This window comes from Klebsiella sp. V115_8, assembly GCF_029967715.1.
GTDB classification, from domain to species: Bacteria; Pseudomonadota; Gammaproteobacteria; order Enterobacterales; family Enterobacteriaceae; genus Klebsiella; species Klebsiella quasipneumoniae.
The window spans coordinates 39,326-65,063 of record NZ_JASCAR010000002.1 but is presented as its reverse complement, the minus strand read 5'-3'; the positions used below and the strand labels follow the sequence as shown (position 1 = coordinate 65,063).

At 59.0% G+C, this 25,738-nt stretch carries 27 protein-coding genes; 5 read left to right on the top strand and 22 right to left on the bottom strand.

Features of this window, described 5'->3' with window-relative positions; all coding sequences use genetic code 11:
- Positions 1-178: 178 nt before the first annotated feature.
- From QLG03_RS02565 to QLG03_RS02535, 7 genes are all read right to left on the bottom strand, one after another.
- Positions 179-523 carry a hypothetical protein gene (locus QLG03_RS02565; RefSeq protein WP_110237500.1) on the bottom strand — a complete coding sequence of 115 codons (345 nt, stop codon included), beginning with the start codon at positions 521-523 and terminating at the stop codon, positions 179-181.
- Positions 524-613: 90 nt separating this feature from the next.
- Positions 614-1,444 carry a Sir2 family NAD+-dependent deacetylase gene (cobB, locus tag QLG03_RS02560; protein WP_017898959.1) on the bottom strand — a complete coding sequence of 277 codons (831 nt, stop codon included), beginning with the start codon at positions 1,442-1,444 and terminating at the stop codon, positions 614-616.
- A gap of 14 nt (positions 1,445-1,458) precedes the next feature.
- Entirely contained in the window at positions 1,459-2,370 is a 912-nt protein-coding gene (gene nagK / locus QLG03_RS02555) for an N-acetylglucosamine kinase (protein ID WP_044522096.1), read from the bottom strand.
- Positions 2,371-2,418: 48 nt separating this feature from the next.
- On the bottom strand, positions 2,419-3,663 hold the full coding sequence (gene lolE / locus QLG03_RS02550) for a lipoprotein-releasing ABC transporter permease subunit LolE (protein ID WP_023289152.1): 1,245 nt from the start codon (positions 3,661-3,663) through the stop codon (positions 2,419-2,421).
- Entirely contained in the window at positions 3,663-4,364 is a 702-nt protein-coding gene (gene lolD / locus QLG03_RS02545; protein ID WP_032452447.1) for a lipoprotein-releasing ABC transporter ATP-binding protein LolD, read from the bottom strand. The genes lolE and lolD overlap by 1 nt, the downstream gene beginning before the upstream one ends.
- Positions 4,357-5,556 carry a lipoprotein-releasing ABC transporter permease subunit LolC gene (lolC, locus tag QLG03_RS02540; protein ID WP_023289151.1) on the bottom strand — a complete coding sequence of 400 codons (1,200 nt, stop codon included), beginning with the start codon at positions 5,554-5,556 and terminating at the stop codon, positions 4,357-4,359. Before lolC ends, lolD begins: the two co-directional genes overlap by 8 nt.
- Positions 5,557-5,689: 133 nt before the next feature.
- Positions 5,690-5,821: a hypothetical protein gene (locus tag QLG03_RS02535; RefSeq protein ID WP_032428740.1), complete on the bottom strand. Its 132-nt coding sequence runs from the start codon at positions 5,819-5,821 to the stop codon at positions 5,690-5,692.
- 39 nt (positions 5,822-5,860) lie between these two features.
- Here QLG03_RS02535 and mfd point away from each other — a divergent pair, with 39 nt between their 5' ends.
- Positions 5,861-9,307 carry a transcription-repair coupling factor gene (gene mfd, locus QLG03_RS02530; protein ID WP_274578618.1) on the top strand — a complete coding sequence of 1,149 codons (3,447 nt, stop codon included), beginning with the start codon at positions 5,861-5,863 and terminating at the stop codon, positions 9,305-9,307.
- Between the two features lie 164 nt (positions 9,308-9,471).
- Positions 9,472-10,425 carry a L,D-transpeptidase family protein gene (locus QLG03_RS02525; RefSeq protein WP_023289149.1) on the top strand — a complete coding sequence of 318 codons (954 nt, stop codon included), beginning with the start codon at positions 9,472-9,474 and terminating at the stop codon, positions 10,423-10,425.
- Between the two features lie 128 nt (positions 10,426-10,553).
- On the opposite strand, the gene bhsA is transcribed toward QLG03_RS02525, so the two are convergent.
- On the bottom strand, positions 10,554-10,811 hold the full coding sequence (gene bhsA, locus QLG03_RS02520; RefSeq protein ID WP_002900788.1) for a multiple stress resistance protein BhsA: 258 nt from the start codon (positions 10,809-10,811) through the stop codon (positions 10,554-10,556).
- 133 nt (positions 10,812-10,944) lie between these two features.
- Between bhsA and QLG03_RS02515 the strand changes: the two genes are divergently transcribed.
- Positions 10,945-11,064: a hypothetical protein gene (locus tag QLG03_RS02515; RefSeq protein WP_044522093.1), complete on the top strand. Its 120-nt coding sequence runs from the start codon at positions 10,945-10,947 to the stop codon at positions 11,062-11,064.
- A complete protein-coding gene (locus tag QLG03_RS02510) occupies positions 11,061-11,696 on the top strand; it encodes a TetR/AcrR family transcriptional regulator (RefSeq protein WP_023289148.1) in 636 nt (211 codons plus the stop codon). Before QLG03_RS02515 ends, QLG03_RS02510 begins: the two co-directional genes overlap by 4 nt.
- Before the next feature lie 52 nt (positions 11,697-11,748).
- On the opposite strand, the gene QLG03_RS02505 is transcribed toward QLG03_RS02510, so the two are convergent.
- Positions 11,749-11,871, bottom strand: a complete 123-nt coding sequence (locus tag QLG03_RS02505; protein ID WP_004140642.1) for a hypothetical protein — start codon at positions 11,869-11,871, stop codon at positions 11,749-11,751.
- A 68-nt stretch (positions 11,872-11,939) separates the two neighbouring features.
- Here QLG03_RS02505 and QLG03_RS02500 point away from each other — a divergent pair, with 68 nt between their 5' ends.
- Positions 11,940-14,129 (top strand): TonB-dependent siderophore receptor, encoded by a 2,190-nt coding sequence (locus QLG03_RS02500; RefSeq protein ID WP_255987230.1) that lies wholly within the window; start codon positions 11,940-11,942, stop codon positions 14,127-14,129.
- Positions 14,130-14,187: 58 nt separating this feature from the next.
- Here QLG03_RS02500 and QLG03_RS02495 read toward each other — a convergent pair whose 3' ends face one another.
- The 13 genes from QLG03_RS02495 to yceG form a co-directional block, all read right to left on the bottom strand.
- Positions 14,188-14,727, bottom strand: coding sequence for a glycine zipper 2TM domain-containing protein (locus QLG03_RS02495; RefSeq protein ID WP_002900781.1), 540 nt, complete (start codon positions 14,725-14,727; stop codon positions 14,188-14,190).
- A 193-nt stretch (positions 14,728-14,920) separates the two neighbouring features.
- Entirely contained in the window at positions 14,921-16,225 is a 1,305-nt protein-coding gene (locus QLG03_RS02490; protein ID WP_008805997.1) for an NAD(P)/FAD-dependent oxidoreductase, read from the bottom strand.
- Between the two features lie 245 nt (positions 16,226-16,470).
- Positions 16,471-17,013, bottom strand: a complete 543-nt coding sequence (gene ycfP, locus QLG03_RS02485; protein WP_002900775.1) for an alpha/beta hydrolase YcfP — start codon at positions 17,011-17,013, stop codon at positions 16,471-16,473.
- A 35-nt stretch (positions 17,014-17,048) separates the two neighbouring features.
- On the bottom strand, positions 17,049-18,059 hold the full coding sequence (gene nagZ / locus QLG03_RS02480) for a beta-N-acetylhexosaminidase (protein WP_072199202.1): 1,011 nt from the start codon (positions 18,057-18,059) through the stop codon (positions 17,049-17,051).
- 23 nt (positions 18,060-18,082) lie between these two features.
- Complete coding sequence (thiK, locus tag QLG03_RS02475; RefSeq protein ID WP_255987229.1) at positions 18,083-18,910, bottom strand: thiamine kinase; 828 nt, start codon at positions 18,908-18,910, stop codon at positions 18,083-18,085.
- Positions 18,891-19,529: a penicillin-binding protein activator LpoB gene (lpoB, locus tag QLG03_RS02470; RefSeq protein ID WP_072096711.1), complete on the bottom strand. Its 639-nt coding sequence runs from the start codon at positions 19,527-19,529 to the stop codon at positions 18,891-18,893. The genes thiK and lpoB overlap by 20 nt, the downstream gene beginning before the upstream one ends.
- 21 nt (positions 19,530-19,550) lie before the next feature.
- Complete coding sequence (locus QLG03_RS02465) at positions 19,551-19,925, bottom strand: YcfL family protein (RefSeq protein ID WP_004204572.1); 375 nt, start codon at positions 19,923-19,925, stop codon at positions 19,551-19,553.
- Positions 19,926-19,929: 4 nt separating this feature from the next.
- Complete coding sequence (gene hinT / locus QLG03_RS02460) at positions 19,930-20,286, bottom strand: purine nucleoside phosphoramidase (RefSeq protein ID WP_032452442.1); 357 nt, start codon at positions 20,284-20,286, stop codon at positions 19,930-19,932.
- Positions 20,287-20,547: 261 nt separating this feature from the next.
- On the bottom strand, positions 20,548-21,981 hold the full coding sequence (ptsG, locus tag QLG03_RS02455) for a PTS glucose transporter subunit IIBC (RefSeq protein ID WP_002900680.1): 1,434 nt from the start codon (positions 21,979-21,981) through the stop codon (positions 20,548-20,550).
- Between the two features lie 296 nt (positions 21,982-22,277).
- Positions 22,278-23,072, bottom strand: a complete 795-nt coding sequence (locus tag QLG03_RS02450) for a metal-dependent hydrolase (protein WP_065881737.1) — start codon at positions 23,070-23,072, stop codon at positions 22,278-22,280.
- A 10-nt stretch (positions 23,073-23,082) separates the two neighbouring features.
- On the bottom strand, positions 23,083-24,087 hold the full coding sequence (gene holB, locus QLG03_RS02445; RefSeq protein ID WP_282473565.1) for a DNA polymerase III subunit delta': 1,005 nt from the start codon (positions 24,085-24,087) through the stop codon (positions 23,083-23,085).
- The gene (gene tmk, locus QLG03_RS02440; RefSeq protein ID WP_023289141.1) at positions 24,084-24,725 is read right to left on the bottom strand and encodes a dTMP kinase; all 642 of its coding nucleotides are present in this window, start codon (positions 24,723-24,725) and stop codon (positions 24,084-24,086) included. The genes holB and tmk overlap by 4 nt, the downstream gene beginning before the upstream one ends.
- Positions 24,715-25,737: a cell division protein YceG gene (yceG, locus tag QLG03_RS02435; protein WP_023289140.1), complete on the bottom strand. Its 1,023-nt coding sequence runs from the start codon at positions 25,735-25,737 to the stop codon at positions 24,715-24,717. The genes tmk and yceG overlap by 11 nt, the downstream gene beginning before the upstream one ends.
- Between the last annotated feature and the right edge of the window lies 1 nt (position 25,738).

The window sequence follows — 25,738 nt, the reverse complement described above, 5'->3', positions numbered from 1 at the left end:
CGTACGGAAATCAGCGGTCACGCACAAAATTATCGCGGGTAATCGCTCAGAAAGGAGAAGCCGAGAATGATATGATGAAGGGCATTGCCCGGCGCCGGTCCGGGCGATATCGCCAGAGCGACCGCCGGGGACTGACGATAGCCTGGAGTACGTGATGCGCGCCTCAGAGGAAAGCGGCTCAGCGTCGCCCGCCGTCGCGCTGGCCCTTGTCCTTCCCTTTTTCGGCTCGCCGTTGCACAAAATCTTCAATGATGCCGAAGAGCCCGTTGAGGGGTTTCCACAGCACCACCAGCAGCAGCATGGGGCCGTATACCCGCACACCGCCCGTCGCGACCTGACCGGTGAACAGCAGGGCTAAGCCATCCAGCAGCAGGCACAACGCGCTGCCGGTGCCGATCAACAGGCACAGCAGGAAGAGGATCGGTCGGCTATCGGCGTATTCAGGTAGCGCACGCTGGCTCCAGACGCCAATGATAATGGCCGCGATCAAGGCGATCGATGCAATGACCAGGGGATGATGCATGGTCTGACTCCTGTCATGACGTGACATCCTTGTCAACAGCGCTGCCGGAAGCGGTGGGCGTCGCCCTGACCCCCGGCAGGCTGATTCAGTTTACAGCGCGTTTTCCTGCAGCAGCTTATCGATAAAGGCGGGTACCACTTCGCTTGCCAGCCCGTAGTGCTTTTCGGCAAACTCGCTGCCCACCTGGCTGGGCTCGAGGTTCAGTTCAACAGTATGGGCGCCGTGCAGTCGCGCCTCGTGCACAAAGCCGGCCGCCGGATAGACGTGGCCGGAGGTGCCGATGGCGATAAAGATATCCGCTTCGGCCAGCGCGCTGTAGATCTCGTCCATCCCAAGCGGCATTTCGCCAAACCAGACCACGTGCGGACGCAGCGCCGCCGGGAACTGGCAGCAGTGGCATTTGTCCTCTGCGGTGACGTCCCCGGTCCACTCCAGCACCTGGCCGCTCCACGAACAGCGCACCTTCAGCAGCTCGCCGTGCATATGGATCACCCGGCGGTTGCCGGCGCGTTCATGCAGATTATCGATATTCTGGGTGACCAGCAGAAAATGGTCGCCCAGCAGATCCTCCAGACGCGCCAGCGCCAGATGCGCCGCGTTCGGCGCGATCTCCGGACTCTGCAGCTGACGACGGCGGGCGTTGTAGAACGCCTGCACCAGCGCCGGGTCGCGGGCGAAGCCTTCCGGCGTCGCCACATCTTCCACCCGATGCTCTTCCCACAGGCCATCGGCCGCGCGGAAAGTTTTGATCCCCGACTCCGCCGATATGCCCGCGCCGGTTAACACCACCACTCTCGGTTTGGCCATCGCTTCAGGCTTCATCCTGTCCTCCCTAAAGAAAATCCGCTGACGCAGACGGTCACGCAACTGACGTTTATTGCGACGAAAACGGCTCAATCGATGTAAACGGCGCGACTGCATAGCTACCTCTGTGGTTAATGGCTCAGATGAAGGAAGGCCGCACCGCGCATTCCCCCGGCATCGCCGTGGCGCGCGCGCTCAATGCGCGGTACCCTGGCGACCGGCAGAAGATGGCGCGGCAATCGCTGCGCCAGCCCTTCGCTAATGGCCGTAAAGTTAGATAATCCACCGCCGAGCACCAGCAAATCCGGGTCGACAATGGTCAGTATATTTCCCAGACACACCGCCAGCAGATCGAGATAGCGCTCGACGTGCGCCTGGGCGCGGGGATCGTGCTGCTGCCACTGCGCCACAATCTCCGGCGAGGTAAGCGGTTGCTGATAAAAATGTTCATACAGCCAGGCGAAACCGCGGCCGGAGAGATAATTTTCAATGCAGCCCAGCTGGCCGCAGCCGCAGCGAAGCAGCGGAAAATCACGCCCGACCACCTCCAGGGCATCCACCGGCAGACGAATATGACCAAACTCGCCGGTGATATAGCTATGTCCGGTAATCGATTTACCGTTCAACACCAGGCCGCCGCCCACGCCGGTGCCGAGGATCAGCCCCATCACCAGCGGGTATTGCGTAAACTCATCGTCCCACGCTTCCGACAGCGCGAAGCAGTTGGCGTCATTATCGAGGCGCACATCGCGCCCCAGTCGCGCGCTGAGGTCGGCGCGCAGCGGCCGGCCGCTGGCGGCAGGCACGTTAGCGGCATACAGCGTGCCGTCCGCCGTTTCCGGCATCCCCGGGATACCGATCCCAACCGTCCCCTGCCGGTCGAAGCGCGCATCGGCCTCGCGGACCAGCGCCTCCACCGCCTGGAGAAAATCCTCATAACTGCTTTTCGGCGTGGCGACGCGTTTTTCCCACTGCAGCCGCCGCTCCTGATTAAATACGCCCAGCGCTATCTTGCTGCCGCCAATGTCAAATCCATAGTACATTTCAGCAATTCCTCTTGTGTCGTCAGCCAGGCCGACGATGACGATAAATTACTGGCCACTCAGCACCCTCGCCGGGTCGATACGGCTGGCGCGGCGGGCGGGATACCAGCTGGCCAGCAAACTCAGCAACAGTGCTGTCACCAGCACATAAAAGACGTCCAGCCAGTGCAGTTCAGACGGCAGGAAGTCAATAAAATAGATGTCGCCGGAGAGGAATTTATGCCCAATCAGGTATTCGATGCCGTTGATGATTGACGTCAGATTCAACGCGCAGATCACGCCGATCACCACCCCGAACAGGCTGCCTACCGATCCGGCTAATAAACCATACCACACGAAAATCGCGCGAATTAAGCCGTCTTTTGCGCCAAGCGTGCGCAGCACCGCAATATCGCCGCTTTTGTCTTTGACCGCCATCACCAGCGTCGAGACGATGTTGAAGCAGGCCACGCCGATCACCAGCACCATCGCCAGGTACATAATGGCGCGGATCATCTGGATATCGCGATACATATAGCCGTAGGTGCCAATCCAGCTCTTGATGTAGACGTAGCTGTTGGTCACCTCGCCGGCGTCGCGCACCAGCTTGTTAGCATGGAAAACGTCGGTGACCTTGATGGCGATGCCGGTCACGCTGCCGCCCATCTCCAGGTACTGCTGCGCATCCTGCATCGGGATCATGGCAAAACTATGATCGAGCTGGCCGCTCAGCTGTAAAATACCGGTCACATGCAGCCTGACGCGTTTCGGCTGCAGCAGTTGATGGTCGGCGTCGGCGTTAGGGATCATGATCGACACCCAGTCCCCCTGCTTCACGTGCAGGGCATCGGCGACGCCTTTACCCAGAATCACCTGCTGTTCGCCGGCCTTGAAGCCGGCCCACGCGTTATTCTGCACAAAGGTGGGCAGCGCGCTGAGCCGGGTTTCCTGCTGCGGGTCGACCCCTTTCACCTGGATGGCGCGCATATTGCTGCCGCTCTCCACCAGGCCGGTGAAGTTAATATAGGGCGCCGCCGCGACAATCCCCTTCACCTTCTGCACCTTTGCCAGCGCCTCCTGCCAGTTATTCCACGGCTGGTTCACGGGTTCGATTTCACCGTGCGGCACCACCGCCAGCACGCGGTGGTTCAGCTCGCGCTCAAAGCCGTTCATCGCGCTGAGACCGACGATCAGCACCGCCACCCCCAGCGCAATGCCGATGGTGGAGATCACCGAGATCAGCGACACCATGCCGCCGCGCCGCCGGCCGCGGCTGAAACGCAATGCAATTAATAACGATAACGGAGAGGCCATTACTCGGCCCCCATCAGGGTCAGGTCGGCGGTCAGGCGGCCATCGCGCATCTCCAGCTGGCGGCTCATCCGCTTCGCCAGCTGCAGGTCGTGGGTCACCACCAGAAACGCGGTGCGCTGCGCGAGGTTCAGTTCGCCCAGCAGCTGGAAGATGCTGTCCGCGTTGCGGGCGTCGAGGTTACCGGTCGGCTCATCCGCCAATACCAGCCGCGGTTTGTTCACCAGCGCGCGGGCAATCGCCACCCGCTGGCGTTCGCCGCCGGAGAGCTCCGACGGACGGTGATGGCTGCGGTGTTCAAGCCCGACCGCATGCAGCATCGCTTTCGCCTGACGTTCAATGTCCGCCGGCTTCTTTTTGCCAATCAGCAGCGGCATCGCCACGTTTTCCAGCGCGCTAAAGTCCGGCAGCAGATGGTGGAACTGATAGATAAAGCCCAGCTCGCGGTTGCGCAGGTCGGCGCGCGCGGCGGTAGAGAGCTTGCTCATCGGCTGGCCGGAGAAAATCACGTCGCCAGAGGTGGGCGTATCGAGGCCGCCCAGCAGATGCAGCAGGGTACTTTTACCGGAGCCGGAGGTGCCGACGATGGCCATCATCTCGCCTTCATCAATGCTGAAGCTGACATTGTGCAGGACATCGGTTTGCACATTGCCTTCCTGATAGCGTTTGCACAGGTTGTCGCATTGCAGCAGGATCTTATTCATAACGTAAAGCCTCAGCGGGTTGAGTGGCGGCAGCGCGCCAGGAAGGGTACAACGTAGACAACAATGCCAGCGCCATCGCCACCAGGGCGATCACGACGACCTGCAGCGGCTCAATCGCCACCGGCAGCGCCGCGCCGTCAAGGAAGGCGCCGATGATCGGCATTAAATTATTCAACTGGCTGGCCAGCAGCGCGCCAAGCACGGCTCCCAGCAGCGCGCCGACGATCCCGGCGCTGGCGCCCTGCACCATAAAGACGGCCATAATCTGTCGCGGCGTCAGCCCCTGGGTCTGCAGGATCGCCACTTCGCCCTGCTTCTCCATCACCATCATCCCCAGCGAGGTAATAATATTGAAGGCCGCGACGGCGACGATCAGGCTGAGCAGCAGGCCCATCATATTTTTCTCCATACGCACCGCCTGGAACAGTTCGCCCTTGCGCTCGCGCCAGTCCTGCCACTGGGTGCCCGACGGCAGCGTCTGCTGGCTGAGGGTATCCACTTGCAGCGGTTTATCCAGCCACAGGCGCCAGCCGGTGATATTCCCCAGCGGGTAGCGCATTAAACGGGAAGCATCGTCGATGTTGGTCAGCATCTGATAACCATCGACTTCGCTGTTGGCGGCGAAGGTGCCGATGACTGTAAACAGACGCTGGCTCGGCACGCGCCCCATCGGCGTAAACTGGCTGGCGGAGGGGACCATCACGCGAATTTTATCGCCGCGATTCACCCCCAGCTGGCCCGCCAGCTGCTCGCCGAGAATCACGTTATATTTGCCCGCCTGCAGATCGCTCTGTTTGACGTTCACCAGGTACGGTGTCAGGGGATCGTTCTGCGCCGGGTCGATGCCCAGCATCACGCCGACCGCCACGCTGCGCGCGCTCTGCAGCACCACGTCGCCGGTGGTGATCGGCGCCACGCGGGTGACGCCCTGGAGTTTCGCCTCGCGCTCCGGCAGCTGTTGGGGATTCACCGAACCCTGTTTGGCGCTAAGAATGGCCTGGGGCATCAGCCCCAGGATGTTGTTTTGCAGTTCGCGTTCAAAGCCGTTCATCACCGACAGGACCGTCACCAGCGCCATGACGCCGAGGGTAATACCGATGGTGGAAAGCCAGGAGACGAAACGACCGAAGCGGTCGGCTGCGCGCCCGCGCATATAGCGCAGGCCGATAAAGAGTGCGGCAGGTTGGTACATGTCATCCATCTGGTTGCTGATAGCCGATTCCCGAGTATATAAGCGATTAGGGGCAGCGTAAATGACTGATACCTGACGACTTTATTAGCAATAATCCTAAAAATCAAGCAAATACAAACGGATAGATAAGTACTTACTTATTAATCTTTACGCTTATCGACAGCGCTGACCTTTCTTCACTCAACACGCGATGGCAATTCGGGTTGGCGAATCCAGACCAATCGCGGATAATCTCACTATTGAATATCAGCGAGTTGCCCTCCATATCGGCAGAGCGAATCCCTAAGAGACCATGAAACCGTCTATGCCTGAACAATATCGATACTCATTGCCGGTGAAAGCCGGTGACCAGCGCCAGCTTGGCGAGTTGACCGGCGCAGCCTGCGCCACCCTGGTGGCGGAGATGGCCGAACGCCACAAGGGTCCGGTGGTGCTGGTGGCGCCTGACATGCAAAACGCGCTGCGTCTGAACGACGAGATCAGGCAGTTCACCGACAGCCTGGTGATGGGGCTGGCGGACTGGGAAACGCTCCCTTACGACAGCTTCTCGCCGCATCAGGACATCATCTCCTCCCGTCTTGCCACCCTTTACCAGTTACCCACTATGCGGCGCGGCGTGCTGATCGTCCCGGTCAGCACGCTGATGCAGCGCGTCTGTCCGCACAGCTTCCTTCACGGCCACGCGTTGGTGATGAAAAAGGGTCAGCGCCTGTCGCGCGATGCGCTGCGCGATCAGCTCGAGGGGGCCGGCTACCGCCATGTCGATCAGGTGATGGAGCATGGCGAATACGCCACCCGCGGCGCGCTGCTCGACCTGTTCCCGATGGGCAGCGACCAGCCCTACCGCCTCGATTTCTTTGACGATGAAATCGACAGCCTGCGCCTGTTCGACGTCGACAGCCAGCGCACGCTGGAGGAAGTGGCGGCCATTAACCTGCTGCCAGCGCACGAATTCCCCACCGACCAGACCGCCATCGAGCTGTTCCGCAGTCAGTGGCGCGACCGCTTTGAGGTGAAACGCGATGCCGAGCATATCTATCAGCAGGTCAGTAAAGGGACGCTGCCTGCCGGTATCGAATACTGGCAGCCGCTGTTCTTCAGCGAGCCGCTGCCGCCGTTATTTAGCTATTTCCCGGCCAGCACGCTGATCGTCAACACCGGCGATCTCGAGGCCAGCGCGGAGCGTTTCCAGAATGAAGCCCGCGCCCGCTTTGAAAACCGCGGCGTCGATCCGATGCGCCCGCTCCTGCCGCCGGAACTGCTGTGGCTGCGCAGCGATGAGCTATTCAGCGAACTGAAAAAGTGGCCGCGCGTTCAGCTGAAAACCGAGCGCCTGGCGGAAAAAGCAGCGAATACCAACCTGGGCTACCAGACGCTGCCGGACCTCGCCGTCCAGGCGCAAAACAAAGCGCCGCTGGATAATCTGCGCCGCTTCCTCGACGCGTTTGCCGGCCCGGTGATTTTCTCCGTTGAAAGCGAGGGTCGCCGGGAAGCGCTGAGCGAAATGCTGGCGCGGATCAAAATTGCGCCGAAACACCTGCTGCGCCTGGAGGAAGCCACCGGCAACGGGCGCTATCTGATGATTGGCGCCGCCGAGCACGGGTTTATCGACAGCCAGCGCGGCCTGGCGCTGATTTGCGAGAGCGACCTGCTCGGCGAGCGCGTAGCGCGCCGTCGTCAGGATTCCCGTCGCACCATTAACCCTGACACGCTAATTCGCAACCTTGCCGAACTGCATATCGGCCAGCCGGTCGTTCACCTGGAACACGGCGTGGGCCGCTATGCGGGGATGACCACCCTGGAGGCGGGCGGCATCACCGGCGAATACCTGATGCTGACCTACGCCAACGATGCCAAATTATACGTTCCGGTCTCCTCGCTGCATCTTATCAGTCGCTACGCCGGCGGAGCGGAAGAGAACGCGCCCCTGCACAAGCTGGGCGGCGATGCCTGGACCCGGGCGCGGCAAAAAGCGGCCGAGAAGGTACGCGACGTAGCGGCCGAACTGCTGGATATCTACGCCCAGCGCGCGGCGAAAGCCGGGTTTGCCTTTAAACACGACCGCGAACAGTATCAGCTGTTCTGCGACGGTTTCCCGTTTGAAACCACGCCGGATCAGGCGCAGGCGATCAACGCCGTCCTCAGCGATATGTGCCAGCCGCTAGCCATGGACCGCCTGGTGTGTGGCGATGTGGGCTTCGGCAAGACCGAAGTGGCCATGCGCGCCGCCTTCCTCGCCGTGGAGAACCACAAACAGGTGGCGGTACTGGTGCCGACCACCCTGCTGGCTCAGCAGCACTATGACAACTTCCGCGATCGTTTCGCCAACTGGCCGGTACGCATCGAAATGCTCTCCCGCTTCCGCAGCGCTAAAGAGCAGGCGCAGATCCTCGAGCAGGCCGCGGAAGGCAAAATTGATATCTTGATCGGCACCCATAAGCTGCTGCAGAGCGAGGTGAAGCTGCGCGATCTGGGGCTGCTGATCGTCGACGAAGAGCACCGGTTTGGCGTGCGGCATAAAGAGCGCATCAAAGCGATGCGCGCCGATGTCGATATCCTGACCCTCACCGCCACGCCGATCCCGCGAACGCTGAACATGGCGATGAGCGGGATGCGGGATCTGTCGATCATCGCCACGCCGCCGGCGCGCCGCCTGGCGGTAAAGACCTTCGTTCGCGAATACGATGCGCTGGTCGTGCGCGAGGCGATCCTGCGTGAAACGCTGCGCGGCGGCCAGGTTTACTACCTGTTTAATGACGTCGAGAACATCCAGAAAGCCGCCGACAAGCTGGCGGAGCTGGTGCCTGAGGCGCGGATCGCCATCGGCCACGGTCAGATGCGGGAGCGCGAGCTGGAGCGGGTGATGAATGACTTCCATCACCAGCGCTTCAATGTGCTGGTGTGCACCACCATCATCGAAACCGGGATCGACATTCCCACCGCCAACACCATCATTATCGAACGCGCCGACCACTTTGGCCTCGCCCAGCTGCACCAGCTGCGCGGCCGCGTTGGCCGCTCCCATCACCAGGCCTATGCCTGGCTGCTGACGCCGCATCCGAAGGCGATGACCACCGATGCGCAAAAGCGCCTCGAAGCCATTGCCTCGCTGGAAGATCTTGGCGCCGGCTTTGCGCTGGCGACCCACGATCTGGAGATCCGCGGCGCCGGGGAGCTGCTGGGCGAAGATCAGAGCGGTCAGATGGAGACCATCGGCTTCTCCCTGTATATGGAGCTGCTGGAGAATGCGGTAGATGCCCTGAAAGCCGGGCGCGAGCCGTCGCTGGAAGATCTCACCAGCCAGCAGACAGAAGTCGAACTGCGCATGCCTTCCCTGCTGCCTGATGATTTCATCCCCGACGTCAATACCCGTCTGTCGTTCTATAAGCGCATTGCCAGCGCCAAAAACGAACAGGATCTGGAGGAGATCAAAGTCGAGCTGATCGATCGTTTTGGCCGCCTGCCCGACGCCGCCCGCAACCTGCTGGATATCGCCCTTCTGCGTCAGCAGGCGCAGAAGCTGGGGATCCGTAAGCTGGAGAGCAATGAAAAAGGCGGTGTGATCGAATTTAACGAGAAAAACAACGTCAATCCGGTGTGGTTGATCGGCCTGCTGCAGAAGCAGCCGCAGCACTTCCGCCTGGACGGGCCGACGCGCCTGAAGTTCATGCAGGATCTCGAGGAGCGTAAGACGCGGATGGATTGGGTTCGCCAGTTCATGCGCCAGCTGGAAGAGAACGCCGTCGCCTGATCGCAGGGAGATACGGCCGGTACGCCGTATCTCCCTTTTCACATATCTGGCAATCTTTACAAACATTTTGCAATCCACCTGGATTTCCCCACACAGACTCACGCCATAATCTCATCTCCTTTTTCATATAAAAATAACCAGTTATATATTTTGGAGTTATGGTAATGAGAAACCGTTTCCCCCTGGCGCTGGCGCTGGTCGCGCTGGTTGCCGCGCTGGCGCTGCCTGCGCGCGCTAACACCTGGCCCCTTCCCCCGCCGGGCAGCCGGCTGGTGGGGCAGAATCAGTTCCATGTGGTGCAGGATAACGGCGGTTCGCTGGAGGCGATTGCCAAAAAGTACAATGTCGGCTTTCTGGCCCTGCTGCAGGCCAATCCCGGGGTGGACCCCTATGTTCCGCGCGCCGGCAGCGTGCTGACTATCCCCCTGCAGACGCTGCTGCCCGATGCGCCGCGCGAAGGGCTGGTGATTAACCTTGCCGAACTGCGCCTCTACTATTATCCGCCGGGCAAGAATGAAGTGACCGTCTACCCGATCGGCATCGGCCAACTGGGCGGAACCACCATCACACCGACGATGGTCACCACCGTGTCCGACAAGCGGGCTAATCCGACCTGGACGCCAACCGCTAACATTCGCGCACGCTACAAAGCGATGGGGATTGAGCTGCCGGCGGTGGTGCCTGCCGGTCCTGACAACCCGATGGGCCATCACGCTATCCGCCTTGCCGCCTATGGCGGAGTCTATCTCCTGCACGGCACCAATGCCGATTTCGGCATCGGCATGCGCGTCAGCTCCGGCTGTATTCGTCTGCGCGACAACGATATCAAGGCGCTGTACAACGCGATCTCGCCGGGCACGAAGGTGAATATTATCAACACGCCGATTAAGGCGTCGGTGGAGCCGGACGGCCGCCGTCTGGTCGAAATCCACCAGCCGCTGTCTGAGCATATTGATGACGACCCGCAGACCCTGCCTATTACACTTAACGCGGCCATGAAGGCGTTCAAACAGGCGCCGCAGACCGACGGCACGGTAATGGAGCGCGCGATGAATTACCGCTCGGGCATGCCCATTGACGTTACCCGTCATGCCGACCCTGGTCCGCAGTCGCTGTAACCTCACGCTGCAGAAAACAAAAAACCCGCCTGACGGCGGGTTTTTTGTTGGCAAGGGTCAAACAGGGGTACAACAGGGTCTTACTCATCGCTGACCGGTGAAGGGGGCCGGGCAGCGACGCATCGGGTTTACTTGTAGATAACCGCGGTACCGTGAAGAGTATTCGGACCAGTTACCGAAGTAATACGGTATGAGGTGGCGCCCATTTCATCCGCTTTCTGCGCCAGCTGGTCTTCCAGCGACCCCAGGTTAGTCCCTGCGGACGCAGAGATGGTGCCCACTTTATGCTGGCCGGCTGGGGTGGACTGCACCTCAACAGCGGCAAAGCTGGCGAAAGAGAGGGAGCTAAGCACGGCGGCAATAGCCAGAGTATTAACGGTTTTCATGATTATTATACCTATGCAGATGAATTTTATAGTAGGGTCGTAAGCATTAACTTAACGATCGATAGGTAAATAATAATGTGATCTAAGTCACACGTCAACGCATTTTTATAACGATCGTTTAACTATTTATAAAATGCTTAATTTTCATACGCATATGAATTATTTATTTTTGAACCAACAGCGCTGGCCCCGGCGATCGTTTATTTTTATAATGGCCATTCACCAAACCAACATAGGTACAACGGCATCATGACAACTGACGTTCAAAGTTGCGCCAAAAAAAGCCGTGGCCGACCGAAGGTGTTCGACAGGGATGCGGCGCTGGACAAAGCCATGACACTCTTCTGGCAGCACGGCTATGAGGCGACCTCGCTCGCCGATCTGGTCGAGGCGACAGGAGCAAAAGCCCCCACCCTGTATGCGGAATTTGTGAATAAAGAAGGACTGTTCCGCGCAGTATTGGATCGTTACATTTCGCGCTTTGCCGCGAAGCACGAAGCCGTGCTGTTTGCTGAGGGAAAAACCGTCGATCGGGCGTTGCGCGACTACTTCACCGCGGTCGCCACCTGCTTTACCAGCAAAGAGACGCCGGCCGGCTGCTTTATCATCAATACCTCCGCCGCGCTGGCCGCCTCCTCGACGGATATCGCCAACACCATCAAATCCCGCCATGCGATGCAGGAGCAGGCGCTAACCCAGTTTCTGCAGCAGCGGCAAGCGCAGGGCGAACTGCCTGCGGGCCGCGACGTGGCGCAGCTCGCGCAGTTTCTCAACTGTGTCCTGCAGGGGATGTCCATCAGCGCACGGGAAGGCGCCGATTTCGACAAACTGATGCAAATCACTGACACCACTCTCCGTCTCTGGCCGCTGGTCCTCGAGTCCTGATGCGCCCCGCTTCCGGCGGTATTCTGCCGCCGGAACCGCCCGCCGTTTCGCTTTACCCCCACAAAATAGATTGATTTTTATTACCTTTTCTCGCGCAGGATAAACGCAAATGATATTGATTGCGATATTCATTATGTGCAAAATCCTTTTTTGAGTTTTTCCAGATGTTTCGCATTGTAACGAATACCGGCCGACGCCGGCCCATAACAACGACAAAGCAACTTGCTCATAAAAGGAATGGATATGAAAAAGCGCCTCTGGGTGCTCCACCCTCTGCTGCTGGCCAGCGCGCTGCCTGCGCTGGCGGCTCAATCTGATGAAGACAGCATCATCGTTAGCGCGAACCGCACCCACCGCACCGTGGCCGAGATGGCCCAAACCACCTGGGTCATTGAGGGCCAGGAGATTGAGCAGCAGGTCCAGGGCGGGAAAGAGTTCAAAGACGTGCTGGCGCAGCTGATCCCGGGCATCGATGTCAGCAGCCAGGGGCGCACCAATTACGGGATGAACATGCGCGGGCGCGCCATCGTCGTGCTGATTGACGGCGTCCGGCTCAACTCCTCACGCACCGACAGTCGCCAGCTCGACGCCATCGATCCGTTCAACATCGAACATATCGAAGTGATCTCCGGGGCGACCTCACTGTACGGCGGCGGCAGTACCGGCGGACTTATCAACATCGTCACCAAAAAAGGGCAGCAGGATCGGCAGGTCGATCTTGAGGTGGGCAGCAAGAGCGGGTTTGCGAACAGCAACGATCATGATGAGCGCGTCGCAGCGGCCGTCAGCGGCGGGACAGACCACGCGTCCGGGCGTTTATCGGTAGCCTATCAGCGTTTCGGCGGCTGGTACGACGGCAACAACGATGCGCTGCTCCTCGATAACACCCAAACGGGGCTCCAGCACTCTGACCGTCTGGACGTCATGGGAACGGGGACGATCGAGATCGACGACTACCGCCAGCTGCAGCTGGTCACCCAGTATTATAAAAGCCAGGGCGATGATGACTATGGCCTGTGGCTCGGAAAGAATATGTCCGCGGTGACCAGCGGCGGCAAAGCGTACACCACCGATGGGCTCAATTCCGATCGTATCCCCGGCACCGAGCGCCATCTGATCAGCCTCCAGTACTCCGATGCCGACTTCTTCGGTCAGAATCTGGTGAGCCAGGTGTACTATCGCGATGAATCCCTCACCTTCTATCCGTTCCCGACGCTCAGCAAAGGCCAGGTCAGCAGTTTCTCCTCGTCGCAGCAGGATACCGATCAGTATGGGGCAAAGCTGACCCTGAACAGTCAGCCGCTGGCGGGCTGGGATCTTACCTGGGGTCTCGACGCCGATCATGAGACCTTCAATGCCAATCAGATGTTCTTCGATCTGCAACAATCGCTGGCTTCCGGCGGGCTGCACAACGAATCGATCTACACCACCGGCCGCTACCCGGGATACAGCATCTCCAACGTCGCGCCGTTCCTGCAGTCAAGCTACGATCTGAACGATATCTTTACCATCAGCGGCGGGGTTCGCTACCAGTGGACCGAAAACCGGGTTGACGACTTTGTCGGCTACGCCCAGCAACAGGATATCGCCAACGGCAAAGCGCGCTCCGCCGACGCCATCAAAGGCGGCAAAACCGATTATGACAACTTCCTGTTTAACGCCGGGATCGTCGCCCATCTGACCGAGCGTCAACAGACCTGGTTTAACTTCTCGCAGGGCGTTGAGCTGCCGGATCCGGGTAAATACTATGGCATCGGGAAATACGGCGCCGCGGTCAATGGTCATCTGCCGCTGCTCTCCAGCGTCAACGTCGATGACTCGCCGCTGCAGGGGATCAAAGTTAACTCGTATGAGCTGGGCTGGCGCTACACCGGCGATAACCTGCGCACCCAGCTGGCGGCGTATTACTCGACTTCGGATAAGACCATCGTGGTCAACCGTACCGACATGACCATCGATGTTCAGTCCGACAAGCGGCGTATTTACGGCGTTGAGGGAGCGGTCGATTACTTTATTCCGGACAGCGACTGGAGCGTCGGCGGCAACTTCAACGTGCTGAAATCACAGGTGCAGACCGATGGCCGCTGGCAAAAATGGGACGTCACCCTCGCCTCGCCGTCCAAAGCCACCGCCTGGGTAGGCTGGGCGCCGGATCCGTGGAGCCTGCGCGTGCAGAGCCAGCAGGTGTTTGACCTCAGCGACGCCGCCGGCAACAAGCTGGAAGGCTATAATACCGTCGATTTTATCGGCAGTTACGCGCTGCCGGTGGGGAAACTGACCTTCAGTATCGAAAACCTGCTTAACGAAGATTATGTCACCATCTGGGGCCAGCGCGCGCCGCTGCTCTACAGCCCAACCTACGGCAGCTCGTCGCTGTATGAATATAAAGGCCGTGGCCGTACCTTCGGTCTGAATTACGCGTTAACTTTCTGACAAAAAAAAGCCCCTCAGCCTGAGCGATTGAGGGGCTAATCATTACACAAATCTGTTTTTAGATTTTGTTGTTCAGGACCAGCTGGCCGTTGTTGTCCAGCGGGATCTGGCTGCCAGGATCGTGATCCATACGGATTTTCCCCTGCTGATCGCCTATCTTATAGGTCACATCGTAGCCCAGCATTTTGTCGGATTTGTCATACACCGTTTTGCAGCGCTGCTGCGTGGTGGTGTAGGTGTCGTTATCCTGCATCGCGCCCTGGATCTGGTTACCGGCATAGCCGCCGCCCAGCGCGCCCACCACCGTCGCCACGCTGCGTCCGTGACCGCCGCCGAACTGGTGGCCAATCACCCCGCCCGCCACCGCGCCCAGCACGGAACCGGCGATGCGGTTTTCATCCTGTACCGGACGACGATGGGTCACGGTGACATTACGGCATTCCTGGCGCGGCGTTTTCACGGTTTCTTTAATCGGTGTACTGGAGACCACTTGCGCATACTGCGGGCCGCGATCTAACACGTTGAGACCAGCGACAGCTGCAACGCCCAGCGCGGCAGCCACGCCTATCCCTATACCCGCCAACATAGATTTATTCACGGGAGATCCTCCTTTGTTGCTGTTGATACAATTTTGCAACCGGACCCGGGAAGGCGCAAATCAGATAGCGGATGAAAAGTGCGAGAATTCGCTGCAAATCAAAGGGATTCAGAGGATTCCGAGCGGGATCACCGCCGGTTCAGCAGAAGAGCCCGGAGGCGCCGCCAGGGCGCGCTCCGGGTCGCGATAGCGATTAGTGCAGCTTGAGACGCGGGCGAATGATGCGGTTGATGCGACCAACCAGCATCATCAGGCCGGTTTTGAAATAGCCGTGCAGGGCGATCTGGTGCATACGGTACAGGGAGATGTACACGAAGCGCGCAATGCGCCCTTCCACCATCATCGAGCCGCGCATCAGGTTGCCCATCAGGCTGCCGACGGTGGAGTAATTGGACAGCGACACCAGCGAGCCATGGTCTTTATAGGTATACGCCTTCAGCGGTTTGCCTTTCATCTGCGCGAGGATGTTATTCAGCGCGCAGGTGGCCATCTGGTGCGCCGCCTGAGCACGCGGTGGCACAAACCCGCCTTCCGGACGGGCGCAGGAGGCGCAGTCGCCGATGGCGAAAATATCCGCGTCGCGGGTGGTCTGCAGCGTCGGCTCAACCACCAGCTGATTGATACGGTTGGTTTCCAGGCCGCCGATCTCTTTCATGAAATCTGGCGCTTTGATCCCGGCCGCCCAGACCATCAGATCCGCTTCAATATATTCGCCATCTTTGGTGTGCAGGCCGCCCGCATCGGCGCTGGTGACCATGGTCTGCGTCAGCACCCGTACGCCCAGCTTGGTCAGCTCATTGTGCGCCGCGCCGGAAATGCGCGGCGGCAGCGCAGGCAGAATGCGTTCGCCCGCTTCGACCAGCGTGACGTTCAGCGCTTCGTTGGTCAGCCCTTTGTAACCGTAGCTGTGCAGCTGTTTCACGGCATTATGCAACTCAGCGGAGAGTTCCACGCCGGTGGCGCCGCCGCCGACGATGGCAATGTTCACTTTACCGTTAGCGCCAAGGTTCGCGGAGTACTTAAGGAACAGGTTGAGCATCTCCTGATGGAAACGACGCGCCTGATGCGGGTTGTCGAGGAAAATGCAGTTCTCTTTCACCCCAGGGGTGTTAAAGTCATTCGAGGTACTGCCCAGCGCCATTACCAGCGTGTCGTACGGCAGTTTACGCTCAGCCACCAGCAGCTCGCCTTTTTCATTGCGCAGCTCGCCGAGGGTGATGGTCTTCCCTTCGCGATTGATATCGACCACCGACCCCAGCTGGAACTGGAAGCCGTGGTTGCGGGCATGGGCCAGATAGCTCAGCGCATCAACGCCTTCATCCAGAGAACCGGTGGCCACTTCGTGCAGCAGCGGCTTCCACAGATGGCTGTGGTTACGGTCCACCAGGGTGATTTTCGCTTTCTTATGGCGCCCTAACTTTTTCCCCAGCTGAGTTGCCAGTTCCAGTCCGCCTGCGCCGCCACCCACAATTACGATTTTTTTCAATGGCGTAGTCATGTGTACCCCTAAAATTATTAACCAATTGTTAAATAAAAGTTATTAAAATAGCCTTTATTTAACAACAAGTTACGTCAATGAAACCATTCAGCACTGTCGAGAATACCATGAACGGTGCATTGGTCATACCAAAATTGATGTGCATCAAGTTTTGTCGCGTATTTTTTCAGCGAAACCAATAAGTGTAGACATGAAAAAACCCGCGCGGTGAACCCGGCGCGGGTTTGGAGACAGGGGAAAAAGGCTTAACCGAGGGTTTTAAACGCTTTCAGCCGCTGCAGGTGCGGCGAGATGTTTTTAAACTTATGGGTCTGCTCTTCATCCCAGATAATTTCATAATAGTGGTGCAGAAGGTCGGCGGAACGCTGGCTGTCCAGCGCTTCGTCCTGCCGGGAAAGCACCACCAGGCAGCGATCGCGGTTCTTCTCGCGAAAGTTGGTCACGCACTTGGTGGCGATGTCAGCATACTCTTCCGGTCGGTCGATTTTGCCTTCCATATTCTCATGCGGAAACAGGTTCGGATTGAACACCGCCTGACGAATATCGCACAGGAAACCAATCCGCTCAGCCCAGTAACCGCCGAGTCCAACGCCGCAGATCAGCGGCCGGTCATCGGCGGTAAGCTGCAGCATTTTATCGACCTCTTTCAGCAAATGCTGCATGTCGTGCTTGGGGTGGCGCGTGCTGTAGCTTATCAACCGCACGTCAGGGTCAATAAACTGCAACTGCATCACCTTTTCGTGGTTACCGGGGCTGTTCGAGTCAAAACCGTGTAAATAGATAATCATCGCATCCTCACCAGACAACAACGCCCCGCAGAGCGTTACGCGGACTTCGCCTCTTGCCAGCGCGCATGAAGCTGCTCCAGCTGGGCACTCACCGTTTTCCAACGGGCTGAATCCCTTAACTCCTGACGGGAAAAGGAACCTTTATGATACAATTTCGTAACACGCTCTGCTTTGATCGGCGACAGGTTATCCAGCACACTGACCGCGCCCTTACGATTATTGCAGACCAGTATCATATCGCAACCGGCGTCGAGCGATGCCTGGCCGCGTTCGGCATAGCTGCCCATGATCGCCGCCCCTTCCATCGACAGATCGTCGGAGAAAATCACCCCGTCGAAGCCCAGCTCGCCGCGCAACACCGTCTTCAGCCAGTACGCTGAACCGCTGGCCGGGCGCGGATCGAGCTCCGGATAAATCACATGCGCCGGCATAATGGCATCCAGACGCTGCTCGGCGATAAGGCTTTTGAATATCGCCATATCGTGGTCGCGGATAACCGATGCCGGACGCGGATCGAACGGGGTTTCTTTATGCGAATCGGCAGTCACCGCCCCGTGTCCCGGGAAGTGTTTGCCTGTGGTTTTCATGCCCGCAGCGTGCATGCCGTCAATGAAGTGACGCGCCATCGTCAGCGCTTTCTGCGGATCTTCATGATAAGAACGTTCGCCGATCGCGGCGCTGATATGGCCGACGTCCAGCACCGGCGCAAAGCTAATATCGATGTCCATGGCGATCATTTCGCTGGCCATCAGCCAGCCGGCCTCGGCGGCCAGTTTGCCCCCCTCTTCCATCCCCAGCAGCGCGGCGAAAGACTGGGCCGCCGGTAAACGGGTAAAGCCTTCGCGGAAACGCTGAACGCGTCCCCCTTCCTGATCGACCGCCACCACCAGATGGTTACGGGAGGCTTCGCGGATCTGGCGCACCAGCTCCCGCAGCTGCGCCGGATCGTGATAATTTCGGGTGAAGAGGATCAACCCTCCCACCAGCGGATGCGCCAGAATCTCTCGCTCTTCCGCATCCAGTTCATACCCTTCAACATCCAACATCACTGGGCCCACACTGACCTCTCTTATTCTTTGCGTTCGTTGTCTAACTGACACCATGTTTCATCTGCCAGCGTGATAAATTGCCGATCCCCGCTCTGCCGCCAGCGCATTTCATACCAGCCCGCCATCAGCAGCAGTACCCACGGACGCCAGCGCGCCACCTGCCGCCATAGCTGCTGCGGGTCGATGGCCGCCCGCCGGGCATACGCCGTCACCAGCTGGCGGCGCTCGCCCGGGGCGATCCATACGGCGGCCAGCTCCAGCGCGATATCGCCATCGCCGGCATATTCCCAGTCGATCAGCTTCAGACCGGCGTCGCTGTGGATAATATTGCCGACATGGACGTCCATATGCAGCGGCGCCAGGCGCAGAGGACGAGGCTCGCCCCGGCGGCACAGCCGCTGATGCCAGCGTAGCCAGCGCGGCGTACGCCGGGCCGGATCGCTCCTCTGCCAGTACTGCGCCAGCAGCGGCCCGAGACTCACACGCCAGCCAAACCGCGGTTGCTGATGCAAATCATACAATAAGGCAGACAGCTGCGGGCAGTCAGGTAACTCGCTTTTCACCTCACCCGCGCAATACTCCACCACCATCCAGCAGGGCGAGTAAAACAGGGGGTTGGGCGCCAGCCTGGCAGGCAGCCGGCGCAGCGCGCGATACTGACGGCGAAAATAACAGGCAGCGGCAGACGGGTCGTGCGGCTGACGCAGCACTCGTCGCCGGTCGCCGTCGCTGATAATCACACTGCCGCCGCTGAGGCCGGTCTGGCTCAGCGAGGCGACAGGATGATAGTGGGGAAAGAAGCGCGACAAGAGCTCGTCGCGCGTTAGCTTATTGTTGCTGAACAGCACCTTTACCTGACCAGATAATCTCGCCGGTTTGCACCAGCATCAACTGCATCTTCAGCTCAGGCGCGTTGACGTTGCCGGTGGCATTGGAGTAAAGCACATACTGCGCGCCCACGTTGCGGGCGATGCCCATGGCTTTGCTGCGGCTGCCGAGGCTGTCCTGCGGCGACAGGCCCAGCTGCTGCTTGGCGACCGCCAGCTGCTGCGGTGAAACAAGGGTAAATTTGCCGTTGCCCGCCAGCGCGTTGCGTAACGCGGTGGTAGCTTCTCCGGCATTCAGCGAACCGTTGGTGCGGTTGTTCACGCTGTCAACCAGCAGAATACTGCCGGCATTGACCCCGCCCGCCTGCAGCATCTGTCCCACCATCGGCTGCACCGCGCCGTTCCAGTCATAATGACGCACGCGCGGCGCCGGCTGACCCGACTGCTGATCCTGATGCTCAATCGGTCCTGGCTGCGACGGGACGGATGGCACCGCCGGTACCGTCGGCACCGTGGGCTGCGGCTGCGCAGGCTGCTGCGGCTGCGGTTTGGCCTCTTCTACCGGCGCGGGCTGCTCACGCAGCCCCGCACAGCCTGCGAGGAATATCGCCAGTGCTGTGATTAACGCATAGCGACACATTTTCATCATTATAATTACCCCTTACAGATAAAGATAAAGGCGGGCCTTATGCGCCCCCAGGATATTGGCGCTGCCATACAACGTCACCGAGGAGCGAGCCGGAACCACGATGGTGCGCGGCGCCTCCAGAGGGTGCATCTCCAGCCCTCGGGCGTCATACCAGAAAAAACGATAATGCACGGTGACCGGCTGTTGGCGCTCGTTATACAGCGTAGAGGAGGCGGTGGCCTGGATCTCCGTCGCCACGACGACAGGCTCGCTGGCGCTGATCCCGGCGGCCAGCACGCTCGACTCCATCACCAGCGCCTGCTGGTCAGAAACCGGGATCTCCGGATGTGAACTACATCCGGCCAGCAGCCCCGCCGCCAGACACGCGCCCAAAAGGGTCCTGAGCATGACGTTAGCCTTTGTGCGCCAGCATCGGACCCAGCGGACGACCGCCCAGCAGATGCATATGGATATGGTAAACTTCCTGGCCGCCGTGACGGTTGCAGTTGACGATCAACCGGTAGCCATCGTCGGCGAGGCCTTCATCGCGGGCAATCTTCGCCGCGACGGTCATCATCCGGCCCAGGGCCAGTTCATGTTCAGTGGTAACGTCATTTACGGTAGGAATCAGAACGTTCGGGACAATCAGAATGTGGGTGGGCGCCTGCGGGGAGATGTCGCGAAAAGCGGTCACAAGCTCATCCTGATAAACCATATCCGACGGGATCTCCCGGCGAATGATTTTGCTGAAAATCGTTTCTTCTGCCATGACTGATTCCTTATTAGTTTTATCCCGTACGCTGGCCTGCTTCTGCAGATAAACGCGGACGCACAGGTTACGGTAAGAGTATGAGCGACATCCTCCCTCTCTTTCAACCTGAAAGCTCTTTTTCTTATTCAACTATAGACTTAGCTGCTGAGGGAATAAGCATTTGGCGGACAGTTTGCGGGGTTATCGCCTCTGGAAGGCCGATCTGGTGACGTAAAAAAGGCAGCCAGTTGGCTGCCTTAGTCTCCCCGATACTACGTCTTAACTGTTACGGATGTACTCATCCATTTCAGTTTTCAGGTTATCGGACTTGGTACCGAAGATGGCCTGTACGCCAGAACCTGCCACTACCACGCCAGCGGCGCCCAGTTTTTTCAGGCCAGCCTGGTCAACTTTCGCTACATCCGCCACGCTAACACGCAGACGAGTAATACATGCGTCGAGGTTGGTGATGTTCTCTTTACCGCCGAAAGCGGCGACCAGAGCCGGAGCCATCTCGCTGGTTGCGCCAGCTTTGCTCTCTTCGGTGGTATCTTCACGACCCGGGGTTTTCAGATCCAGGGCTTTAATCAGCACGCGGAAAATGACGTAGTACACGATCGCATAGCAGATACCGACGATCGGGAACAGCCACAGCTTGCTGCTGTTACCGGACAGCACGATAAAGTCGATCAGGCCGTGAGAGAACGAGGTACCGTCACGCATACCCAGCAGGATACAGATCGGGAACGCCAGACCCGCCAGGATGGCATGGATAACGTACAGGATCGGCGCCACGAACATGAACGAGAACTCGATCGGCTCGGTGATACCGGTCAGGAACGAGGTCAGCGCGGCGGAGATCATGATACCGCCTACTTTGGCGCGGTTTTCCGGTTTAGCAGAGTGCCAAATCGCGATAGCCGCTGCCGGCAGACCGTACATTTTGAACAGGAAGCCGCCAGACAGTTTGCCCGCAGTCGGGTCGCCTGCCATGTAGCGCGGGATATCGCCGTGGAATACCTGACCCGCCGCGTTGGTGTATTCGCCGATCTGCATCTGGAAAGGAACGTTCCAGATGTGGTGCAGACCAAACGGCACCAGGCAACGCTCGATGAAACCGTAGATACCAAACGCCACCACCGGGTTCTGATAAGCAGCCCACTGGGAGAAGGTCTGGATCGCGGAACCGATCGGCGGCCAAATGAAGGAGAGGATCACGCCAGTGAAGATAGCGGCCAGACCAGAGATAATCGGTACAAAGCGCTTGCCCGCAAAGAAGCCGAGATATTCTGGCAGCTTGATGCGATAGAAGCGGTTGAACATGTACGCGGCGATAGCACCGGAGATAATACCGCCAAGCACGCCGGTATCAGCCAGGTGTTTTGCCGCAATCTCGTCAGCAGGTAAATGCAGCACCAGCGGCGCAACCACCGCCATGGTTTTCACCATGATGCCGTAAGCTACGACTGCAGCCAGTGCGGATACACCGTCGTTATTGGTGAAGCCGAGGGCCACACCGATAGCGAAGATCAGCGGCATGTTGGCGAAAACAGAACCGCCTGCTTCTGCCATGACGTGGGAGACCACGGCTGGCAGCCAGCTGAAGTTTGCGGAACCGACGCCCAGCAGGATACCTGCGATAGGCAGTACGGATACCGGCAGCATCAGCGATTTACCGACCTTCTGCAGGTTAGCAAATGCATTCTTAAACATAATTGAGAGTGCTCCTGAGTATTTGGTACTTTTTTACGTTTTCACGCATTGGCCCGGGGGGAGAACCGCGCCGTGGACAGGACATCTAAGCGCCCTTTATTTATTACACAGAGTAAAATAATTAACGGGATGATTGTTTGACGGCTATCACGTTTCAATCAGCCTTCCGGTAAAAATTTACATCAGCTTACATAAGTTGTATCCAGATGTTGCCAAAAAACCTTCACCGCCACTTTTGTGGCGGTGAACTTTACTCGCTTTGGCTATTAATTACGAGCCTTAAAATAATAAGCAGATCAAGCAGGTTGCAAGCGGGCGGGGTCAATGTGGAACAGCGTGGCAAAATTGTCGGTGGTCTGCTGAGCCAGTTGCTCCAGCGACACACCCTTCAGTACCGCCATATATTCAGCAACGTCACGAACCATCGCCGGCTGGTTCTCTTTGCCGCGATGGGGTACCGGCGCCAGGTACGGCGAATCGGTCTCCACCAGCAGACGATCCAGCGGAACATAGCGCGCCGCATCGCGCAGTTGCTCGGCGTTACGGAAAGTGACGATACCGGAAAACGAGATATAGAACCCCATGTCGAGCAGCTTACCCGCCGTCTCCCTGTCCTCAGTGAAACAGTGTAGTACGCCTCCGCAATCCGTCACCTTTTCTTCACGTAAAATGGCCAGGGTATCGGCGCGAGCGTCACGGGTATGCACGATCACTGGCTTATTCAGCTCCCGGCCGATGCGGATATGGTCACGGAATGAGATTTGCTGCTGGGCTTTGGTCTCCGGGGTATAAAAATAATCCAGCCCGGTCTCTCCCATCGCGACGACGCCCTCTTCCGCCGCCAGCGTGCGCAGCGTCTCCACCTCGTAGGGCTCGTCCTGGTTTAACGGGTGCACGCCACAGGAGAAAACGACATTGTCACGCCTCCCTACCAGCTCGCGCATACTGCGGTAGCCAGGCAGCGTCGTGGCGACCGCCAGGCAAAATTTCACATCGCGCGCGGCCGCTTTTGCCAGCACGTCATCGACGTTTTTGTGCAGAGTTTGATAATCCAGACCATCAAGATGGCAATGGGAGTCGACTAAAAACATAATGTCTCACTCAGAGGTGGGAGACGGGTAAAACCGTCCCGGGTTGCAGGTTATGTTCCCAGCGCAGCAGGCGCTCGGTGAGCAGCAGTTCGCGGTTGACGCCGACGACGTTCAGCAATTGCTCGCGGCAGGTACAGACGTCATGGGCAATCGCCTGCAGCCGGGAGGCGGGCAGACTATGCGCCAGCTGCTCCAGCAGCGGCCAGACATCCGGATTACTCACCAGGGCAATTCCCTGCTGTCGTTTTTGCGCATCGACCAGCAGCGATGCCAGCCAGTGCAGGCGAACCGCCGCCTGTTCATGATTGAGTATTGGCAGCAGCGCCAGCCAGTCACCGCTCGCCAGCGTGGTCGCCAGCGCCTGACACAGCTGCTGTCGCGCCGTCCACTGCGGCTCCTTAAGCAGCTCAAGCGCGGCGGCCGGCGCGCTGGCGCACAGACGTAACGCGGTCAGCAGCGCCTCCTGCGGCAGGTTCACCTCACGCTCCAGCCAGGCCAGGGCATAAGATTCCGTCGGCGGCGACAGGTGGTGCAGGCGGCAGCGACTACGCAGAGTAGTCAGCAGACGCGCCGGCTCCTCGCAGGCGAGGAAGAACCAGGTATTTTCCGGCGGCTCCTCCAGCGTTTTCAGCAACGCGTTGGCGGCGGCATCGGTCAGCAAGGCGGCATCGCTAATCCATACCACCTTCGCCCCACCGAGGCGCGCGCGCTCATAGAGCTTGTCGTTGACATCGCGCACCGCGTCAATACCCAGCGCGCTCTTGCCTTTCTCGGGGCTCAGCGGGTAGTAATCGGGGTGCGTACCGGCCTGCATCAGCTGGCAGCTGTGGCAGTGACCGCAGCTTTTATGCCCTTCGGGCTGGCGGCACATCAGGAAGCGGCACAGCGCATACATCAACGCCTCGCCGCCCATCCCGCTCAGGGATTGTAACAGTAAGGCGTGGTGGCCTCGTCCGGCCTGATAGCTACCGACCAGTTGCTCGAACGAGGGGCGCAGCCACGGATACCATTTCATGCCGGTTGCTCCGCCATCCACTGGACGATCGTGGCGCGAATATCGCGCGCGACGGCATCCAGCGGCTGCGTCGCGTCCACCGTGCGGATAGAAGGATCCGCCGCGGCCAGCTCAAGGTAGCGCGCGCGGGTACGATTGAAGAAGTTCATGGACTCCTGCTCAATGCGATCCAGTTCTCCGCGGGCGCGGGCGCGCCGCAGCCCCACTTCCGGCGTGACGTCGAGGTACAGCGTCAAATTAGGTCGAAAATCGCCGAGAACGGCGTCACGCAGCGTCGCCAGCATCGTGCGGTCAATCCCCCTGCCGCCGCCCTGATAGGCCTGAGTGGAGAGATCGTGACGATCGCCGATCACCCACTGGCCGCGAGCCAGAGCAGGCTTAATCACGGTCTCCACCAGCTGGACGCGCGCCGCGTAAAACATCAGCACTTCCGCTTTATCGTTAATCACTTCATCGCCCGTGGACTGGATATCCAGCACCAGGCTACGCAGTTTTTCGGCAAGGATTGTGCCCCCCGGCTCACGGGTAAACACCATATCGTGAATACCTGCCGACTGCAGCGTCTCCACCACCAGTTGACGTGCGGTGGTCTTCCCGGCGCCCTCCAGCCCCTCGATGACGATATAGTTACTGCGCATTTTTTTCCTTAAGTACTTTCAGATAGTCCTGCACCGCGCGGTTATGGCTGACCAGGTTTGTGGTAAACGTATGGCCCCCTTTCCCGTCGGCGACAAAATAGAGGTATGGCGTTTTCGCCGGATGGGCGGCCGCCTTCAGCGACGCTTCGCCCGGCACCGCAATAGGGCCTGGCGGCAGGCCGCTGATGGTATAGGTATTGTACGCGGTCGGCGTCTCCAGATCCTTACGCGTTAACTTACCATTATACCCTTCGCCCATCCCGTAGATCACCGTTGGATCAGTCTGTAAACGCATGCCGATGCGCAGGCGGTTGATAAACACCGACGCGACGCGATCGCGCTCTTCCGCCACCGCGGTCTCTTTCTCAATAATCGAGGCCATGGTCAACAGCTGATTCTGATCGTCATAGGGCAGATTATCCATCCGTCCTTCCCAGACCTTCGCCACTTCGGTGACCATTTTCTGATGCGCGCGCTTGAGGATGGCGATGTCGCTGGTATTGGCGGTGTACATCCAGGTATCCGGCCAGAACCAACCTTCCACCCAGTCGGCGTGGTCAAGACCTAAAGCCTTAGCCACCGTCGCGTAGCTATCGTCTTCAAGCGTGTGCTTCACGTAGGGGGCATCGCGCAGCTGACGAAGGTAGTCGCTGACGCGCATGCCTTCGACAAAGCGCAGCGGAAACTGCGCCTCTTTGCCGCTGGCCAGCAGCTGCAGCATTTCGCGTACCGTCATTTGCGGCGTGAAGCGATAGGTCCCGGCCTTGAAGTGAGACAGCTCAGGCTCCATCCGCAGCAGCCACTGGAACACGCGCGGACGATTGATCACCTTCTCGCGATAGAGATCCTGCCCCAGCGCCAGCCGGCCGGTGCCGGCTTCGAGGGTAAAGATGGTCTCTTCTTTAATCAGCAGCTTGCTGTCCGCCAGCTGGCGTACCTTCCACATTCCTGCCGCCGCGGCGATGCCCAACAGCACGACCAGCAACAGGATAAAACGTAACATTTTCTTCATA

Bases quoted from the DNA above. Each gene is read 5' to 3' on its own strand.
- cobB (WP_017898959.1), bottom strand. From the start codon at position 1,444: ATGCAGTCGCGCCGTTTACATCGATTGAGCCGTTTTCGTCGCAATAAA.
- bhsA (WP_002900788.1), bottom strand. From the start codon at position 10,811: ATGAAAACCGTTAATACTCTGGCTATTGCCGCCGTGCTTAGCTCCCTC.
- nagK (WP_044522096.1), bottom strand. From the start codon at position 2,370: ATGTACTATGGATTTGACATTGGCGGCAGCAAGATAGCGCTGGGCGTA.
- QLG03_RS02565 (WP_110237500.1), bottom strand. From the start codon at position 523: ATGCATCATCCCCTGGTCATTGCATCGATCGCCTTGATCGCGGCCATT.
- ycfP (WP_002900775.1), bottom strand. From the start codon at position 17,013: ATGATTATCTATTTACACGGTTTTGACTCGAACAGCCCCGGTAACCAC.
- QLG03_RS02525 (WP_023289149.1), top strand. From the start codon at position 9,472: ATGAGAAACCGTTTCCCCCTGGCGCTGGCGCTGGTCGCGCTGGTTGCC.
- QLG03_RS02515 (WP_044522093.1), top strand. From the start codon at position 10,945: ATGCTTAATTTTCATACGCATATGAATTATTTATTTTTGAACCAACAG.
- QLG03_RS02505 (WP_004140642.1), bottom strand. From the start codon at position 11,871: ATGCGAAACATCTGGAAAAACTCAAAAAAGGATTTTGCACATAATGAA.
- QLG03_RS02490 (WP_008805997.1), bottom strand. From the start codon at position 16,225: ATGACTACGCCATTGAAAAAAATCGTAATTGTGGGTGGCGGCGCAGGC.
- lolD (WP_032452447.1), bottom strand. From the start codon at position 4,364: ATGAATAAGATCCTGCTGCAATGCGACAACCTGTGCAAACGCTATCAG.
- lolC (WP_023289151.1), bottom strand. From the start codon at position 5,556: ATGTACCAACCTGCCGCACTCTTTATCGGCCTGCGCTATATGCGCGGG.
- tmk (WP_023289141.1), bottom strand. From the start codon at position 24,725: ATGCGCAGTAACTATATCGTCATCGAGGGGCTGGAGGGCGCCGGGAAG.
- nagZ (WP_072199202.1), bottom strand. From the start codon at position 18,059: ATGTTGGATGTTGAAGGGTATGAACTGGATGCGGAAGAGCGAGAGATT.
- yceG (WP_023289140.1), bottom strand. From the start codon at position 25,737: ATGAAGAAAATGTTACGTTTTATCCTGTTGCTGGTCGTGCTGTTGGGC.
- QLG03_RS02510 (WP_023289148.1), top strand. From the start codon at position 11,061: ATGACAACTGACGTTCAAAGTTGCGCCAAAAAAAGCCGTGGCCGACCG.
- lpoB (WP_072096711.1), bottom strand. From the start codon at position 19,529: ATGTGTCGCTATGCGTTAATCACAGCACTGGCGATATTCCTCGCAGGC.
- QLG03_RS02535 (WP_032428740.1), bottom strand. From the start codon at position 5,821: ATGGAGGGCAACTCGCTGATATTCAATAGTGAGATTATCCGCGATTGG.
- lolE (WP_023289152.1), bottom strand. From the start codon at position 3,663: ATGGCCTCTCCGTTATCGTTATTAATTGCATTGCGTTTCAGCCGCGGC.
- ptsG (WP_002900680.1), bottom strand. From the start codon at position 21,981: ATGTTTAAGAATGCATTTGCTAACCTGCAGAAGGTCGGTAAATCGCTG.
- hinT (WP_032452442.1), bottom strand. From the start codon at position 20,286: ATGGCAGAAGAAACGATTTTCAGCAAAATCATTCGCCGGGAGATCCCG.
- QLG03_RS02450 (WP_065881737.1), bottom strand. From the start codon at position 23,072: ATGTTTTTAGTCGACTCCCATTGCCATCTTGATGGTCTGGATTATCAA.
- holB (WP_282473565.1), bottom strand. From the start codon at position 24,087: ATGAAATGGTATCCGTGGCTGCGCCCCTCGTTCGAGCAACTGGTCGGT.
- QLG03_RS02500 (WP_255987230.1), top strand. From the start codon at position 11,940: ATGAAAAAGCGCCTCTGGGTGCTCCACCCTCTGCTGCTGGCCAGCGCG.
- QLG03_RS02465 (WP_004204572.1), bottom strand. From the start codon at position 19,925: ATGCTCAGGACCCTTTTGGGCGCGTGTCTGGCGGCGGGGCTGCTGGCC.
- mfd (WP_274578618.1), top strand. From the start codon at position 5,861: ATGCCTGAACAATATCGATACTCATTGCCGGTGAAAGCCGGTGACCAG.